14 protein-coding genes are annotated in these 15,300 nt (G+C 69.1%); 6 read left to right on the top strand and 8 right to left on the bottom strand.

Translation table 11 applies throughout. From position 1 onward, the window contains the following. Positions 1-110: 110 nt before the first annotated feature. The 5 genes from metH to FPJ27_RS34135 all read right to left on the bottom strand — a co-directional run bounded on the left by metH (position 111) and on the right by FPJ27_RS34135 (position 6,901). Positions 111-2,828, bottom strand: coding sequence for a methionine synthase (metH, locus tag FPJ27_RS34155; protein ID WP_204424742.1), 2,718 nt, complete (start codon positions 2,826-2,828; stop codon positions 111-113). Between the two features lie 42 nt (positions 2,829-2,870). Continuing rightward, a complete protein-coding gene (locus FPJ27_RS34150; RefSeq protein ID WP_072437333.1) occupies positions 2,871-3,938 on the bottom strand; it encodes a homocysteine S-methyltransferase family protein in 1,068 nt (355 codons plus the stop codon). 202 nt (positions 3,939-4,140) lie between these two features. Next, on the bottom strand, positions 4,141-4,398 hold the full coding sequence (locus FPJ27_RS34145; RefSeq protein ID WP_006477667.1) for a DUF3567 domain-containing protein: 258 nt from the start codon (positions 4,396-4,398) through the stop codon (positions 4,141-4,143). A 241-nt stretch (positions 4,399-4,639) separates the two neighbouring features. Then, positions 4,640-5,917, bottom strand: coding sequence for a DUF3108 domain-containing protein (locus tag FPJ27_RS34140; RefSeq protein WP_204424733.1), 1,278 nt, complete (start codon positions 5,915-5,917; stop codon positions 4,640-4,642). Between the two features lie 117 nt (positions 5,918-6,034). After that, positions 6,035-6,901 (bottom strand): IclR family transcriptional regulator, encoded by an 867-nt coding sequence (locus tag FPJ27_RS34135; RefSeq protein ID WP_204424731.1) that lies wholly within the window; start codon positions 6,899-6,901, stop codon positions 6,035-6,037. 129 nt (positions 6,902-7,030) lie between these two features. On the opposite strand from FPJ27_RS34135, the gene FPJ27_RS34130 reads away from it, so the two are divergent. The 6 genes from FPJ27_RS34130 to rfaE2 all read left to right on the top strand — a co-directional run bounded on the left by FPJ27_RS34130 (position 7,031) and on the right by rfaE2 (position 13,047). Beyond that, positions 7,031-8,023 carry a fumarylacetoacetate hydrolase family protein gene (locus FPJ27_RS34130; protein WP_111016001.1) on the top strand — a complete coding sequence of 331 codons (993 nt, stop codon included), beginning with the start codon at positions 7,031-7,033 and terminating at the stop codon, positions 8,021-8,023. A gap of 130 nt (positions 8,024-8,153) precedes the next feature. Next, complete coding sequence (locus tag FPJ27_RS34125) at positions 8,154-8,981, top strand: enoyl-CoA hydratase/isomerase family protein (RefSeq protein WP_204424729.1); 828 nt, start codon at positions 8,154-8,156, stop codon at positions 8,979-8,981. Positions 8,982-9,061: 80 nt separating this feature from the next. After that, on the top strand, positions 9,062-9,796 hold the full coding sequence (locus FPJ27_RS34120; protein WP_204424727.1) for a PhaM family polyhydroxyalkanoate granule multifunctional regulatory protein: 735 nt from the start codon (positions 9,062-9,064) through the stop codon (positions 9,794-9,796). A gap of 24 nt (positions 9,797-9,820) precedes the next feature. Further along, complete coding sequence (locus FPJ27_RS34115; RefSeq protein ID WP_175963804.1) at positions 9,821-11,047, top strand: patatin-like phospholipase family protein; 1,227 nt, start codon at positions 9,821-9,823, stop codon at positions 11,045-11,047. Positions 11,048-11,523: 476 nt separating this feature from the next. Beyond that, positions 11,524-12,402, top strand: a complete 879-nt coding sequence (locus tag FPJ27_RS34110) for a diiron oxygenase (protein ID WP_072437327.1) — start codon at positions 11,524-11,526, stop codon at positions 12,400-12,402. 159 nt (positions 12,403-12,561) lie between these two features. After that, positions 12,562-13,047 (top strand): D-glycero-beta-D-manno-heptose 1-phosphate adenylyltransferase, encoded by a 486-nt coding sequence (gene rfaE2, locus FPJ27_RS34105; protein WP_072437326.1) that lies wholly within the window; start codon positions 12,562-12,564, stop codon positions 13,045-13,047. Between the two features lie 16 nt (positions 13,048-13,063). On the opposite strand, the gene FPJ27_RS34100 is transcribed toward rfaE2, so the two are convergent. The 3 genes from FPJ27_RS34100 to FPJ27_RS34090 all read right to left on the bottom strand — a co-directional run bounded on the left by FPJ27_RS34100 (position 13,064) and on the right by FPJ27_RS34090 (position 15,261). Continuing rightward, the gene (locus tag FPJ27_RS34100) at positions 13,064-13,306 is read right to left on the bottom strand and encodes a hypothetical protein (RefSeq protein ID WP_072437658.1); all 243 of its coding nucleotides are present in this window, start codon (positions 13,304-13,306) and stop codon (positions 13,064-13,066) included. Positions 13,307-13,555: 249 nt separating this feature from the next. After that, positions 13,556-14,344 (bottom strand): type III pantothenate kinase, encoded by a 789-nt coding sequence (locus tag FPJ27_RS34095; RefSeq protein WP_204424726.1) that lies wholly within the window; start codon positions 14,342-14,344, stop codon positions 13,556-13,558. After that, positions 14,341-15,261, bottom strand: coding sequence for a biotin--[acetyl-CoA-carboxylase] ligase (locus tag FPJ27_RS34090; RefSeq protein WP_204424725.1), 921 nt, complete (start codon positions 15,259-15,261; stop codon positions 14,341-14,343). Before FPJ27_RS34090 ends, FPJ27_RS34095 begins: the two co-directional genes overlap by 4 nt. Positions 15,262-15,300: the final 39 nt, after the last annotated feature.

The raw sequence follows: 15,300 nt of genomic DNA, 5'->3' as shown, positions 1-15,300 counted from the left end.
TTCGTTGCCCGGCAGTACGAAAGGTTAGCAAGGCAGGAAAAAGCCCGCTTCCGAGCGGGCTTTTTCTTTTTGTCTGACCAAACGGGCGGTCGGCCGCCCGTCCGCATAGATCAGAGCTGCGGCGCGAGCGCGCGGCGCGCGTCGTCGAGCGACAGCGCCATGCGCCGCGCGTAGTCCTCGAGCTGATCCTGCCCGATTTTGCCGACCGAGAAGTAGCGGCTGTCCGGATGCGCGAGGTAGAAGCCCGATACGCTCGCGGCCGGCAGCATCGCCAGCGAGTCGGTCACGCTCATGCCGATCTCGTCCGCGTGCAGCACGTCGAACATGTCGCGCTTCACGAGGTGGTCGGGGCAGGCCGGGTAGCCGGGCGCCGGGCGGATGCCCGCGTACTTTTCCGCGATCAGCGCGTCGTTGTCGAGCGTCTCGCCGCTCGCGTAGCCCCACAGCTCGCGTCGCACGCGCGCATGCATTGCCTCGGCGAACGCTTCCGCGAAACGGTCGGCGAGCGCCTTCAGCATGATCGCGCTGTAGTCGTCGTGGTCGGCTTCGAACTGTTTTTCCTTCACGTCGACGCCGAGGCCGGCCGTCACCGCGAACATCCCGATGTAGTCGGCGACGCCCGATTCCTTCGGCGCGATGAAGTCGGCGAGCGAGCGATTCGGCCGCATCACGCCGTCGACCACCGGACGCACGCTCTGCTGGCGCAGGTTGCGCCACGTGAGCAGCACTTCCGAGCGCGATTCGTCGCTGTAGATCTCGATGTCGTCGTCGTTCACGGTGTTCGCCGGCAGCAGCGCGATCACGCCGTTCGCGCTCAGCCAGCGGCCCTGGATCAGGCGCGCGAGCATCGATTTCGCGTCGGAGAACACGCGCCGCGCCGATTCGCCGACGATCTCGTCGTTCAGGATCGCCGGGTACGGGCCAGCCAGGTCCCACGTCTGGAAGAACGGGCCCCAGTCGATGTAGTTCGCGAGTTCGTTCAGGTCGTAGTTCTTGAACACGCGGCGGCCGATGAACTTCGGCTTCACGGGCGCGTAGCCGGCCCAGTCGACCTTCGTCTTGTTCGCGCGCGCCTCGGCGAGCGTGACCATCGGCTGCGCCTTGCGGTTCGCGTGCTGGTCGCGGATGCGTTCGTAGTCGGACTTCAGCTCGTCGAGGTACTTCGTCGCGCCTTCGTCGGACAGCAGGCTCGACGCGACCGACACCGAGCGCGACGCATCGGGCACGTAGACGACCGGGCCCTCGTAGTGCGGCGCGATCTTCACGGCCGTGTGCACGCGCGACGTGGTCGCGCCGCCGATCAGCAGCGGGATCTTCTTCACGCGGAAGTAGTCGTCGCGCTGCATTTCGGACGCGACGTACGCCATTTCCTCGAGGCTCGGCGTGATGAGGCCCGACAGCCCGATGATGTCCGCGCCCTCGACCTTCGCCTTCGCGAGGATCTCGTTGCACGGGACCATCACGCCCATGTTGACCACTTCGAAGTTGTTGCACTGGAGCACGACCGACACGATGTTCTTGCCGATGTCGTGCACGTCGCCCTTCACGGTCGCGATGACGATCTTGCCCTTCGCGCGCACGTCGCCGCCCGCTTCCGCGAGCAGGCGCTTTTCTTCCTCGATGAACGGGATCAGGTGCGCGACCGCCTGCTTCATCACGCGCGCCGACTTCACGACCTGCGGCAGGAACATCTTGCCCTGGCCGAACAGGTCGCCGACGATGTTCATCCCGTCCATCAGCGGGCCTTCGATCACGTTGATCGGACGGCCGCCGGCGGCGTCGATCTTCGCGCGCACTTCTTCGGTGTCCTCGACGATGAAGGTCGTGATGCCGTGCACGAGCGCATGCGAGAGCCGTTTCTCGACCGGCTGGTTGCGCCACTCGAGGTTCTCTTCCTTCTTCGCGCCGCCCGCCTTGAACTTGTCGGCGATCTCGAGCAGGCGGTCGGTGGAATCGGCGCGGCGGTTCAGGATCACGTCCTCGACGCGCTCGCGCAGCTCGGCGTCGAGGTCGGCATACACGCCGAGCTGGCCGGCATTCACGATGCCCATGTCCATCCCGGCCTGGATCGCGTGATACAGGAACACGGTGTGGATCGCCTCGCGCACCGGGTCGTTGCCGCGGAACGAGAACGACACGTTCGACACGCCGCCGCTCACCTTCGCGTACGGCAGGTTCTGCTTGATCCAGCGGGTCGCCTCGATGAAGTCGACCGCGTAGTTGTTGTGCTCCTCGATGCCGGTCGCGACCGCGAAGATGTTCGGGTCGAAGATGATGTCTTCCGGCGGGAAGCCGACTTCGTTCACGAGGAAATCGTACGAGCGCTTGCAGATCTCGGTCTTGCGTTCGTACGTATCGGCCTGGCCCTTCTCGTCGAACGCCATCACGACGGCCGCCGCGCCGTAGCGGCGGATCAGGTTCGCGTGGCGGCGGAACGCTTCCTCGCCTTCCTTCAGCGAGATCGAGTTCACGATCGCCTTGCCCTGCACGCACTTGAGGCCGGCCTCGATCACGTCCCATTTCGACGAGTCGATCATGATCGGCACGCGCGCGATGTCCGGCTCCGACGCGATCAGGTTCAGGAAGCGCACCATCGCCGCCTTCGAATCGAGCATCGCCTCGTCCATGTTGATGTCGATCACCTGCGCGCCGTTCTCGACCTGCTGGCGCGCGACGGCGAGCGCCTCGTCGAACTGGCCGTTGAGGATCATCCGCGCGAACGCCTTCGAGCCGGTGACGTTGGTGCGTTCACCGACGTTGATGAAGAGCGTTCCGGACGTGACGTTGAACGGCTCGAGGCCGGCAAGGCGCATCATGTGATCGGTCATGGCGGTGCGAATTCGTGTAATGAAGGGCGTGGGGCGGTCGGGTCAGGCGTTGTCGCTGTACTGGTTCGGCCAGCGGCGCGGCTTCACGTCGGCGAGCGCCTTCGCGATCTCGGCGATGTGCTCGGGCGTCGTGCCGCAGCAGCCGCCCGCGAGGTTCACGAGCCCGGCCTGCGCGAATTCCTTCAGCAGGCCCGACGTGACGTCCGGCGTTTCGTCGAAGCCGGTGTCGCTCATCGGGTTCGGCAGGCCCGCGTTCGGGTAGCACGACACGTAGGTGTCGCACAGCTTCGCGAGCTCGGCGATGTACGGGCGCATCAGCGCCGCGCCGAGCGCGCAGTTCAGGCCGAACGTGAGCGGCTTCGCGTGGCGCAGCGAATTCCAGAACGCCTCGACCGTCTGGCCCGACAGGATCCGGCCCGACGCATCGGTGACGGTGCCCGAGATCATGATCGGCAGGCGCTCGCCGGTGTCCTCGAACAGCTCGTCGAGCGCGAACAGCGCGGCTTTCGCGTTCAGCGTGTCGAAGATCGTCTCGACGAGGAACAGGTCGACGCCGCCGTCGAGCAGCGCCTTCGCCTGCTGGTAGTACGCGTCGCGCAGCTCGTCGAACGTGACGTTGCGGGCGCCCGGATCGTTGACGTCCGGCGAGATGCTCGCCGTCTTCGGCGTCGGCCCGATCGCGCCCGCGACGAAGCGCGGTTTGTCGGGCGTCGCGTATTTCGCGGCCGATTCGCGCGCGAGCTTCGCCGATTCGACGTTCATCTCGACGACGAGATCTTCCATCCCGTAGTCGGATTGCGCGACCGTCGTCGCGCCGAACGTATTGGTTTCGACGATGTCGGCGCCGGCCGCGAAGTACTGGTCGTGAATCTCGCGGATGATCTGCGGCTGCGTGAGCGACAGCAGCTCGTTGTTGCCCTTGATGTCGCGCGGGAAATCCTTGAAGCGCTCGCCGCGATACGCGGCTTCGTCGAGCTTGTAGCGCTGGATCATCGTGCCCATCGCGCCGTCGAGGATCAGGATGCGCGATTTCAGCAGCGCGGGCAGTGCGGCGCCGCGCGTGTAGGGCGCGTCGAGCGGGACGGAAGCGGCGAGAGGAGTCGCAGACATGGGCGGAGGACCGGCGAAGACGGGAAAACCGTCATTGTAGCCGGTGCGCCTGGCCGCCGCCCGGCCTCGCGCCGGCCGGGGCGCCCGCCAAATGAAAGCCCCCGCCGGGCGAACCGGACGGGGGCATGATCGGAGTGCTCGCGGGCGCCGTGTCGGTGCGCGGCGAATGGCCCGGCCGCGCGAGGCGCCGGGCCGCGGGTCGTCAGTGCAGCACGACGGGCATCATCATCAGGCTGTCGAATTGCCCGAGGAATTCGTCGACTTCGTCGAGCGACGGTTCATCCTCGATCAGTTGCTTCACGTGTGCGCGGAAGCGTTCGGCAAGTTCGCCGTCGATGAAGATCTCGCGCTGCGCGTTCTTGTCGACGATTTCGTATCCGCCGGCATTCATCAGATGATGGCCGGCCTGCGGCGCAAATTCGACGACGCAGTAGTTGGGGCTGTTGTAGATCATTTGCATGGCGGCACTCCTCTTCGCAGTGGCATCTGGCCTTGTTGTCCCCTAGGTGGGGCGAGCCTTGCCGGTTTCAAGGGGCTTGCGCAGCACACCCCGTTCCCGTTGCGTGGGGTGTATCGGTTAGAAGCCGATGTCTATGAAACGTTTCTTATTGTCTGCCGGTGGACTGAAATAGTTGTTAAAGAGTGTCATCGGCCATTTCGCGGAAATCTGTAGTCGGTCGAAATTGCCGATCCCCGCGCGTTCACTGTGTGACAGGCGACGCCGCCGACGGTTCAGCCGGTGGCGCGGGCGGTTGCACGGTGGCCGGCGGCGCTGGTTGTGCCGGTTCCGCGGGTGGTGCGGCCGATGCATCGGGCGTCGATGCGTCGGCGGGCGCGTTCGTTGTGCCGCCTGCCGGCGCCGCATCGGACGGCACGGCCGGCGCCGCGAGCCGGCCGTGCCACAACAGCTCGATCTGCGCGCCGTTCGGTTCGCTCTGCACGAGCCGCGCGGGCAGCCAGCCGAGCGACGGCGCGAGCCACATGTCGATGCGGCGCGTGTCGCCGTCGCGGCGCGGCAGGCGCATGAAATGCCGCGCGTCGATGATGCCGGCCTGCGTCTGCACCTGCTCGTCGCCGATCACCGTGATCGGCCAGGTCTCGCCGCTGTTGTTGTCGATCACGAAGAACTGCTGCGTGACGCCCGGCTTGTAGGCGGACGGGTTGCCGCGCAAGAGCCCCGACAACTGCATCAGCATGCTGAAGCGGTCCTGCACGCCGTCGGGCAGCGGCGCGTTGTTCGGCGTGCGCGTGAACACGACCTGCCGGATCTCGCGGTTGAAGATCGCGATGTCCTCCGGCCGCTTGCCGCGCTTCTCGACGTAACGGTCGGGCGCGACGCCGAATGCGTCGATGCGACCTTCGCTGCGATAGGCGAACGGGCCGACGAACGGCACCGGCATCGATACCGACAGATCGTAGGTGCGTCCGTCGGTGCGCCAGTGGATCGTGCCGATCATGTTCTGCATCCCGTTGTAGAACGTGTCGTACTGCAGGTCGCCGGACGGCGGCGCGGCGAACTTCACGCCATCGGTCGCGGGGCCCGGCGCCGTGGCGCTGCTGGCGCCGGCGGCCGATGCGGCGTGCGTGCCCGATGCGCTCGGCACGCCGCTCGCCGCGGAGACGGCAGCCGGTGGCGGCTCGCCTTGCTCGGCCGGCTGCGTCGACGTGAGGACCGGCTCGGGTGACGGTGCGGGCTTCGGTGCGGCGGCCTTGGGCGCGGCCGCCGCGGGGGCGGCCGGATGCTCGACCGGCTTCGGCTCGGACGGCGCGGGCTGGCGCTCGATCGGTCGCGGCTTCAGCAGCTCGATCTGCACGGGGACCTCGGCGGGCGCGGGCGGCGTGAACGATTCGCGATTGCGCATCAGCCAGATCGCGGCGAGCGCGTGCAGCACCAGCACGACGACGAGCGCGACGCCCACGCGCAGCCAGCGGCGGGGCAGGGCGTGACGCGGGCGGATGTCGGCAGGCTGCATGGGCATCGGAACGGGGTCGGGGTGGTCGCGTGACATTGGGTGCATAGCGCACCACAGGAATCGGACCGTCGGAGGCGCCGCGCGTTCGCGGTGCGCGGCGTGTACCGGGATGTATCGCGCGCGTCAGGCGTCGCGCGCGTCGGGACTATAGCCGAGTTCGTAAGACAGTTTCCGTGCGCACGCGCGCAGCGCGGTATCGATCTCGCCGCCCCACGCGATATCGAACGAGCCTTCCTGGCCGAGCGCGACGATCGCGAGCGCGAGCTCGCCGACCGCGTCGAACACGGGCATGCAGAACGCGTGGATCGTCGGCAGCAGCATCCCTTCGACGCGCGCGGCCTCGTGCTCGCGCACGTCGGCAAGCACCGCGTCGACCTCGTCGAGCGTGCGCGGGCCGCCGTGATGCGGCGAGCGGCGCGTATCGGCGAGTTCGCGCTCGAGCATCGCGGTGGTCTTGCTGCGCGGCAGGTACGCGGCGAACAGCAGCCCCGTCGCGGAACCGAGCAGCGGCATCACGTCGCCGAGCTTCAGCGACGCCTTCGCCGGATGGCTCGATTCCATCCAGTGCACGATCGTCGGCCCCTGGTTGCCCCACACCGCGATGCCGACCGTCTGGTCGAGGCGGTCGCGGAACTCGGTCAGCGCGATCCGCGCGAGCTTCACGCCGTCGACGCGCGCGAGCCGCGCGAGCCCCATCTGCAGCGCGAAGCCGCCGAGCTCGTAGCGGCCCGATACGGGGTCCTGCGACACGACGCCGAGCCGGGAAAAGCTGACCAGGTAGCGGTGCGCCTTCGCAGGACTCATGCCCGCGCGCTGCGCGAGGTCGCGCAGCATCATCGCGCGCGGCTCGCTCGTCAGCACCTCGAGCAGGCGGAAGCCGACCTCGATCGACTGGATGCCGGAACGGACCTTCTCGCCGTGCTCGCCGGAAGCGGCGTCGTCGGTGTCGGAGTCGGCGAGATCGTCGTCGGGAAGCGGGCTGGCGGGCATGGGCAGCGGGTGCGCGAAAATGCGGCAAGGATCGGGGCGAAAACGGCGTGCGCGATCGTGGCGCGCCGCATGGATTCACCATCGTAAAATAGATTCCCTCCATCGTCACTACAACGGCAGATTCCCCTTATGAAACTTGCTTCGCTGAAGGACGGCACGCGCGACGGCCAGCTGATCGTCGTGTCGCGCGACCTGCACACCGCGGCGATCGCCGACGCGATCGCGCCGACGCTGCAGCGCGTCCTCGACGACTGGGCGTTCTACGCGCCGCAGCTGCGCGATCTGTACGACGCGCTGAACCACGGCCGCGCGCGCAATGCGTTCTCGTTCGATCCGGCCAACTGCATGGCGCCGCTGCCGCGCGCGTTCCAGTGGGCCGACGGCTCCGCGTACGTGAACCACGTCGAGCTCGTGCGCCGCGCGCGCGGCGCGGAGATGCCGCCCGAGTTCTGGACCGATCCGCTGATGTACCAGGGCGGCAGCGATGATTTCCTGGGGCCGCGCGACGACGTCGTGTGCCCGTCCGAGGAATGGGGCATCGACTTCGAGGCGGAAGTCGCGGTGATCACCGGCGACGTGCCGATGAGCGCATCGCCCGACGACGCGCTGAAGGCCGTGCGGCTCGTCACGCTCGTGAACGACGTGTCGCTGCGCAACCTGATTCCGGCCGAGCTCGCGAAGGGCTTCGGCTTCTTCCAGAGCAAGCCGGCCACCGCGTTCGCGCCGGTCGCCGTGACGCCCGACGAGCTCGGCGACGAATGGCGCGACGGCCGCGTGCACCGGCCGATGATCGTCCACTGGAACGGCAGGAAGGTCGGCCAGCCCGATGCGGGCACCGACATGGTGTTCCACTTCGGCCAACTGGTCGCGCACGCGGCGAAGACGCGCAACCTGCGCGCCGGTTCGATCGTCGGTTCGGGCACGGTGTCGAACAAGGATGCGAAGCGCGGCTACTGCTGCATCGCCGAGAAGCGCTGCCTCGAGACGATCGAGCACGGCGCGCCGCAGACCGAATTCATGCGCTACGGCGACACCGTGCGCATCGAGATGTTCGACGCGGCCGGCAAGTCGATCTTCGGCGCGATCGAGCAATCGGTCGCACCGCCCGACGGCGCGGCGTAAGGCGAGGCGTGCAACGCACGCAGCGCCCGCGCGAAACCCGGCCCCGGCCCGCGCGCCGGGTTTCGCCTGATGTTTGCCCGCGCGGGCTTGGCTACACTCGATTCAAGAGCCTCGAGCAAGGAGCAGGCGCATGGCCGATCTCGCCGCATACGGCGGTTACGAAGCACTGAAGGTGACGCGCCGCGACCATGGCGTGCTCGACATCGTGATGAGCGGCGAGGGTGCGAACCGCAGCGGCCTCGCGACCGCGAACGCGCGCATGCATCGCGAGCTCGCCGACATCTGGCGCGACGTCGACCGCGATCCCGACACGCGCGTCGCGGTGATCCGCGGCGAAGGCAAGGGTTTTTCGGCGGGCGGCGATCTCGCGCTCGTCGAGGACATGGCGAACGACTTCGACGTGCGCGCCCGCGTGTGGCGCGAGGCGCGCGACCTCGTCTACAACGTGATCAACTGCAGCAAGCCGATCGTGTCGGCGATGCACGGGCCGGCCGTCGGCGCGGGGCTCGTCGCCGGGCTGCTCGCCGACATTTCGATCGCCGCGAAGGATGCGCGCATCATCGACGGCCATACGCGGCTCGGCGTCGCGGCCGGCGACCACGCGGCGATCGTGTGGCCGCTGCTGTGCGGGATGGCGAAGGCGAAGTACTACCTGCTGCTGTGCGAGCCCGTGAGCGGCGCGGAGGCCGAGCGGATCGGGCTGGTATCGCTCGCGGTCGAGCCGGCCGACCTGCTGCCGAAGGCGTACGAAGTGGCCGAGCGGCTCGCGCACGGCTCGCAGTCGGCGATCCGCTGGACCAAGTACGCGCTGAACAACTGGCTGCGCGCGGCCGGGCCGACCTTCGATACGTCGCTCGCGCTCGAATTCATGGGCTTCTCGGGGCCCGACGTGCAGGAAGGCATCCGCTCGCTGCGCGAGCGGCGTCCGCCCGACTTCCCCGGCGACGCGCCGTTCTGACGCGCGCTATGATCGAATCACGCGCGGCTGCGCGACGCATGGCGGCCGCCTCGCTCCCCCAGTCTAACCAGGATGCCCGTATGACGACCGATGCCTCCGGCTCCAACCCTTTCGCCGGCTTTGCCGGCTTCCAGCCCGCCGACATGATGGACCGGATGTGGGACATGATGCGGATGTCGCCGTTCGGCGGGATGACGTCGTTTCCGGGCGCCACGCATGGGCTGCCGCCGTCGCTGTCGAGCATGTCCGACATGATGGCGCCGCTCACGAGCGTCGAGGAACTCGACAAGCGGATCACCGATCTGCGCGCGGTCGAGCAATGGCTGAAGCTCAATCTCGGGATGCTGCAGTCCGCGATCCAGGCGCTCGAGGTGCAGCGCGCGACGCTCGCGACACTGCGGGCGTTCGGCGCGTTCGCGCAAAGCTCGATGTCGGCGGCCGAGGAAGCGGCCGTCGCGGCGGCGCAGGCGGCGAAAGCCGCGTCGGCGCCGCCGGGCGACGCAGCGCCGGCGGCGGACGGCGCGGATGCGCCGCCGGAAGGCGATGCCGCGCAGCAGGCGTTCGATCCGGCCGGCTGGTGGAACCTGCTGCAGTCGCAGTTCAACCAGCTCGCGAGCCTCGCGATGGCGCAGCCGGGCATGCAGCCCGCGCCGCCGGACGCTGCCGCCCCGCCGGAGCAGGCCGCGAAGCCGGCGCCGGCCGCCGCCGCGCCGCGCAAGCCCGCCGCGAAGCGCGCGAAGCCGGCCGGCTCGGCCGCGGTGCGCGCGGCCGCCGCTTCGTCGCCCGCAACCCGTCCGCCGAAGCGCTCGACGTGACGCGGCGCCGGTAGCAGGTCGATCATGCGGCTCGCGCTCGTTCTGATGGGAGGCGGCGCGCGTGCCGCCTACCAGGTCGGCGTGCTGAAGGCGCTGGCCGAGATCGCGCTCGAGGCCGATCCGGACCGGCACACGCTGCCGTTCGCGGTCGTGTGCGGCTCGTCGGCCGGCGCGATCAACGCGACGTCGATCGCGAGCCACGCGGACGACTTTTCCCACGGCGTGCGCCGCCTGCTCGAATTCTGGGAGCACCTGCGCCCCGACTACGTGTACCGCACCGACTGGCTCGGCATCGCGGCCGCCGGCGCGCGCTGGCTCGCGACGATGACGTTCGGCTGGGCGGCCCGCCGTTCGCCGCGCGGGCTGCTCGACAACACGCCGCTCGCGCACCTGCTGCAGCGCGAACTGAGCTTCCACCGGATCGAGCAGATGCTCGAGGCGCGGCTGCTGCACGCGCTCGCGGTGACGGCGCTCAGTTATTCGAGCGGCCGGCACCTCACGTTCTACCAGGCGGCCGAGCCGATCCAGGCGTGGCGGCGCGCGCAGCGCACCGCGCGGCTCGTCGATCTGTCGGCGTCGCACCTGCTCGCGTCGTCGGCGATTCCGTTCGTGTTCCCGGCCGTGCCGCTCGTGCTCGACGGGCAGATCGAGTACTTCGGCGACGGTTCGATCCGGCAGATCGCGCCGCTGTCGCCGGCGATCCACTTCGGCGCGCACCGGATCGTCGTCGTCGGTGCGGCCGACCCGCGGCCCGAGATTCCGGCCGCGAATGGCGCCGGCCGCGTGCGCGGCTACCCGTCGCTCGCGCAGATCGGCCAGCAGGTGCTTGCGAGCGTGTTCCTCGACTCGATCGGCTCGGACATCGAGCGGATCGAGCACATCAACCGGATGATCGAGCACCTGCCGCACCAGGTCGAGGTCGACAGCGGCTGGCGGCACGTCGACGTGCTGGCGATCGCGCCGTCCGAGCGTATCGAGCTGATCGCCGCGAAGCACCTGAAGCAGATGCCTGCGGCGATGCGCGGGCTGCTCGGCGCGGTCGGCGGCAGCCAGCCGGCCGGCGCGTCGTTCGCGAGCTACCTGCTGTTCGAGGAGGCGTTCACGCGCGAACTGATCGAACTCGGCTACGGCGACGGCCGCGCGCAGCGCGACACACTCGCCGGCTGGATCGCGCAGGCGGACGGCGGTAGCGCGCCGGCAGCCGGCACGCCGCCGGAAGACGGCCTCGCGACGGGCGAAATACGGGTCTGATGCACGCAGATGGCGCGCGGTTGCGCGAGGTTGCGTTTTCGCGACGGTCGGGCGCGACCGATCGCCGCACCGGGATTGGCGGCGCGCGACCGGGCAGGCGTCTCGGAAGCGTCATACACGCGTGATATCATGGCCGCCGCCGTATACACCACATCGAGCAGCCCGCCGATCCGGCATCCGCACGGGACCCTACGGGGAACCCGCCTGGGGGCAGGGGACGGGCTCGCCAACGAGCCGGCCAGCGCCGGCCCCCCACTCAGGCAAGCGCGGCCGGTTCCGTTCGAACGGAGCGTGGCTGCGGCGTGCCCAACGGCGGCGGCGCGACCGCCCGGCTGCCGGACGTGGAATCAGCGTCCGGTCGGTCGGTTTCACGCGTAAAATTACAGTCTTGGCTGCAAAAAGCGCGCTTGGCGCGCCTTTGTGGCAACAGTCACGTTTAGAGAAGTCGCATTGCGCAGAACAGGGGTGGGACCATCATGAACACGATGCTTTATCCGGAACTTTACAGGTCGCTCGAAGCCGTCCGCTGGGACATGGAGAAGGACATTCCGTGGGACAAGTTCGACGCTTCGCTGCTCACCGACGAGCAGGCGAAGACGATCAAGATGAACGCGATCACCGAATGGTCGGCGCTGCCCGCGACGGAAATGTTCCTGCGCGACAACCAGCACGACAGCGACTTTTCCGCGTTCATGAGCGTGTGGTTCTTCGAGGAGCAGAAGCATTCGCTCGTGCTGATGGAATACCTGCGCCGCTTCAAGCCGGACATGGTGCCGACCGAAGAGGAGCTGCACGCGGTGCGCTTCCAGTTCGACCCGGCGCCGCCGCTCGAGACGCTGATGCTGCACTTCTGCGGCGAAATCCGCCTGAACCACTGGTACCGCTGCGCGGCCGACTGGCACACCGAGCCCGTCATCAAGCAGATCTACGAAACGATCTCGCGCGATGAAGCGCGCCACGGCGGCGCGTACCTGCGCTACATGAAGAAGGCGCTGAACAACTGCGGCGACGTCGCGCGTGCCGCGTTCGCGAAGATCGGCGTGTTGATGGCGTCGGCGCGCCGCACCGAGAAGCCGCTGCACCCGACCAACCTGCACGTGAACCAGGCGCTGTTCCCGCGCGACACCGTGCAGTCGCGCCTGCCCGATCCGGAATGGCTCGAACGCTGGCTCGACGAGCAGATCCGTTTCGACGGCGAGTGGGAAAAGAAGGTTGTCGAGCGCATCCTGCACAACCTGTCGATCCTGTTCGAGCGCACGTTCGCGACCGCGCAGGAGCTGAACCGCTATCGCAAGGAAGTCACCAGCCGCCTGCAGGCCGAAAGCGGCCCGTCGTCGGCCGCGCAGCCGGCCTGAGGCCGCAAGGCGCCGCAGCCGGCGTGAATCGCGTCGGCCGCATTGCGCCGTTTCGCGTCCGTTGCATGAAGCCCGCCCGGCCGGTCCGGCGGGCTTTTTATCTGGCGCTGCCGCCGGGGCCGCCGCGCGCCCCATCGTTCATTCCGTCCGATCTCCATCATGTCCGCCACCTTCGAACGCAAGCTGATTACCCGTGATGCCCTGGTTGCCCTGCGCGCGTCGCTGCCGTCGCCCGTCGTGTTCACCAACGGCGTATTCGACATCCTGCATCGCGGCCACGTCACGTATCTCGCCGACGCGAAAGCGCTCGGCGCGTGCCTGATCGTCGGCGTGAACTGCGATGCGTCGGTGCGCATGCTCGGCAAGGGCGACGACCGGCCGATCAACCGCGAGGACGACCGCGCGGCGCTGCTCGCGGCGCTGGAAAGCGTCGACTGGGTCGTGAAGTTCGAGGAACAGACGCCGGTGTCGCTGATCGAGGCCATCCGTCCGGACATCCTCGTGAAGGGCGGCGACTACGACATGGATGCGCTGCCGGAATCGGCGCTCGTGCGCGGCTGGGGCGGCCGCGCGCTGGCGATTCCGTTCGAGCACGACCGCTCGACCACCGCGTTGCTGAAGAAGGTCCGCGCGCAGCAGTCCTGAGCGCGGGCCGGTGCCGTCAGGGTGCGGATGCCGCGAGCGGCGCGGCCATGACGGCCGGCGGCGCGATCGGGCCACCGACGACGGGCTGGTCGGCCGCCTGCGCCAGCGGCGTCACGCGCAGCGCATCGGGCTGCACCTGCCGCGACAGCACGCCCGGTTCGCGCGGGCCGGCTGCCGGCAGCGGCCCGAACACGCCGCGCGCCACCACGAACGCGAGCATGTTGGCGAGAAAGAGAACAGCGATCAGCCAGCGCAGCATCGTCGACACCCCTTTTCGTTCAGTCGTTCAGTCGTTCAGTCGTTCAGTCGTTCAGTCGGGCCGGCCGCATGGCCGGCTTTTTCGTTGTTTCCGTGACTGTTCTCAACAGTCAGGCAACCCGTGTGCGGCCTTTGCCTCGCGGGCGGCGGGCCGCTTGCAGTGGCGCGTTCCCCCAACGTTCCCGCGACGAAATCCTGTACCGACATGCGCCGATACCGTCGGCGAGACGGCGAAGCCGACGCAACTCCGTCAATCCTCCGCGGCCGCCTCCTCGGCGATCAGCGCGAGCCCGGACAGGATCAACGCGTCGTGCCGCGTATGCGGCAGCGTCAGCGCGCGCGCGACCTCGTCCGCCGCGCCCCCTGCGAGCACGAGCCGCACGGGTGCCTGCCATGCATCGGCGAGATCGCGCCAGGCGCGTTCGATCAGCCCCGCCTGCGCGTACAGGCAGCCTGCCGACAGCGAACGCGGTGTATCGACCTGAAACGGCTCGGCCTGCGCACCTGCGAGCAGCCCGCTCGCGATGTCGGTGGTCAGCGTCGGCAACTGCGCGGTGTGCGTGCCGAGCGCGCGCATCATCAGCGCCCAGCCCGGCGCGATCAGCCCGCCCGTGAAGCGGCCGTCCGCGCGCAGCGCCTCGAGCGTCGTCGCGGTGCCGAACGTCGCGATCAGCAAGTGCTCGCCCGGAAAGGCCGCATGTGCGCCGATCAGGCCGGCCCAGCGGTCGCTGCCGAGCTGTTCGGGCGTCGTATAGCCGTTCGTCACGCCGCATTGCGCGGGGCGCGAGCGTATCGTCGTGCGCGGCAGGCCCGGCCAGCGCGCGTCGAGCAGCGCGTCGATTCGTGCGGCCACGTCGGCGCCCGCGACGTTCGAGATCCATGCGCCGCGCGGACGCGGCAGGTTCGACCAGTCGGGATCGCCGCCGCCGTCGCGTGCGTGGCCGAACGCGCCGGTCTGGACAAGCGTGCGCTGCGCATCGGCGAGCGCCCACTTGATCCGGCTGTTGCCGGCGTCGATCAGCAGGTACGGCTCGTTCATTGCGCTTCGCGCAGCGACACGTCGCCGGCCGCGATCGCCTGCACGCCGTTCGGCGTGTCGAGCAGCAACTGGCCGGTCGCATCGATGCCGGTCGCGATGCCGCGTGCGCGTTCGACGCCCTGTTCGAGCAGCACGACTTCGCGGCCCGCGTACGCGTGCAGTGCATGCCAGCGCGGCAGGAACGGCGCGAGCCCGTCGGCGCCGAACTGCGCGAGTGCGGGCGTGAGCGCGTTCAGCGACGCGGCGAGCGTATCGGTGAGGTTGGCCGATGCGCACGCGATCGACAGCGCGGCAGGCGGCAGCCCGCTCGCGAGCGTCGCGTCGCGCGCGCGCAGCGCGTCGACCTGCGCGGCGACGGCTTCCGCGCCGCGCACGTTGATGCCGAAGCCGATCACGACGGCGGTCGCGCCGGAGGTGGTCCACACGGTTTCGATCAGGATCCCGGCGAGCTTGCCGACGATGCGCGGCGTGCCGTCGTCGGTGGCCATCAGCAGCAGGTCGTTCGGCCATTTGAGCGCGACGCGCATGCGGGCGTCGAGCGGCAGCGTGGCCAGCCCTTCAGCGAGCGCGACGCCGATCGCGATGCTGAGGCCGCCGAGCGCGTCGACGGCGCGCGGCACGATGCAGCCGACCGAGCACAGCAGCGCGTTGCCGGGCTGCGCGAACCACGGGCGGCCCTGCCGGCCGCGGCCGGCCGTCTGCTCGAACGCGACGCGCACGAGCGGCGCGGGCAATGCGTTCGCGCTGCGCGGCAGCGCCTTGAGCCGCGTCGCGACGTCGGCGTTGGTCGAGCCGGTGGCGGCGACGATGTCGAGCGGCCACGCACGCGGCGCGGCGTCCAGGTGCGCGTCGAGCCGGTTGCGCGCGATGTGCGCGTCGCCGGAATCGGGCGTGTCGGAGGAGGTGGGGGCGTTCATGGTGGCTATTGTAGCGACAGGGGGCGGGGGCGCGTTGGG

Source organism: Burkholderia sp. MS455, from assembly GCF_016899445.1.
GTDB classification, from domain to species: Bacteria; Pseudomonadota; Gammaproteobacteria; order Burkholderiales; family Burkholderiaceae; genus Burkholderia; species Burkholderia pyrrocinia_C.
This window is presented reverse-complemented; position numbering and strand designations above follow the sequence as displayed.

Bases quoted from the DNA above. Each gene is read 5' to 3' on its own strand.
- metH (WP_204424742.1), bottom strand. From the start codon at position 2,828: ATGACCGATCACATGATGCGCCTTGCCGGCCTCGAGCCGTTCAACGTC.
- FPJ27_RS34150 (WP_072437333.1), bottom strand. From the start codon at position 3,938: ATGTCTGCGACTCCTCTCGCCGCTTCCGTCCCGCTCGACGCGCCCTAC.
- FPJ27_RS34145 (WP_006477667.1), bottom strand. From the start codon at position 4,398: ATGCAAATGATCTACAACAGCCCCAACTACTGCGTCGTCGAATTTGCG.
- FPJ27_RS34140 (WP_204424733.1), bottom strand. From the start codon at position 5,917: ATGCCCATGCAGCCTGCCGACATCCGCCCGCGTCACGCCCTGCCCCGC.
- FPJ27_RS34135 (WP_204424731.1), bottom strand. From the start codon at position 6,901: ATGCCCGCCAGCCCGCTTCCCGACGACGATCTCGCCGACTCCGACACC.
- FPJ27_RS34130 (WP_111016001.1), top strand. From the start codon at position 7,031: ATGAAACTTGCTTCGCTGAAGGACGGCACGCGCGACGGCCAGCTGATC.
- FPJ27_RS34125 (WP_204424729.1), top strand. From the start codon at position 8,154: ATGGCCGATCTCGCCGCATACGGCGGTTACGAAGCACTGAAGGTGACG.
- FPJ27_RS34120 (WP_204424727.1), top strand. From the start codon at position 9,062: ATGACGACCGATGCCTCCGGCTCCAACCCTTTCGCCGGCTTTGCCGGC.
- FPJ27_RS34115 (WP_175963804.1), top strand. From the start codon at position 9,821: ATGCGGCTCGCGCTCGTTCTGATGGGAGGCGGCGCGCGTGCCGCCTAC.
- FPJ27_RS34110 (WP_072437327.1), top strand. From the start codon at position 11,524: ATGAACACGATGCTTTATCCGGAACTTTACAGGTCGCTCGAAGCCGTC.
- rfaE2 (WP_072437326.1), top strand. From the start codon at position 12,562: ATGTCCGCCACCTTCGAACGCAAGCTGATTACCCGTGATGCCCTGGTT.
- FPJ27_RS34100 (WP_072437658.1), bottom strand. From the start codon at position 13,306: ATGCTGCGCTGGCTGATCGCTGTTCTCTTTCTCGCCAACATGCTCGCG.
- FPJ27_RS34095 (WP_204424726.1), bottom strand. From the start codon at position 14,344: ATGAACGAGCCGTACCTGCTGATCGACGCCGGCAACAGCCGGATCAAG.
- FPJ27_RS34090 (WP_204424725.1), bottom strand. From the start codon at position 15,261: ATGAACGCCCCCACCTCCTCCGACACGCCCGATTCCGGCGACGCGCAC.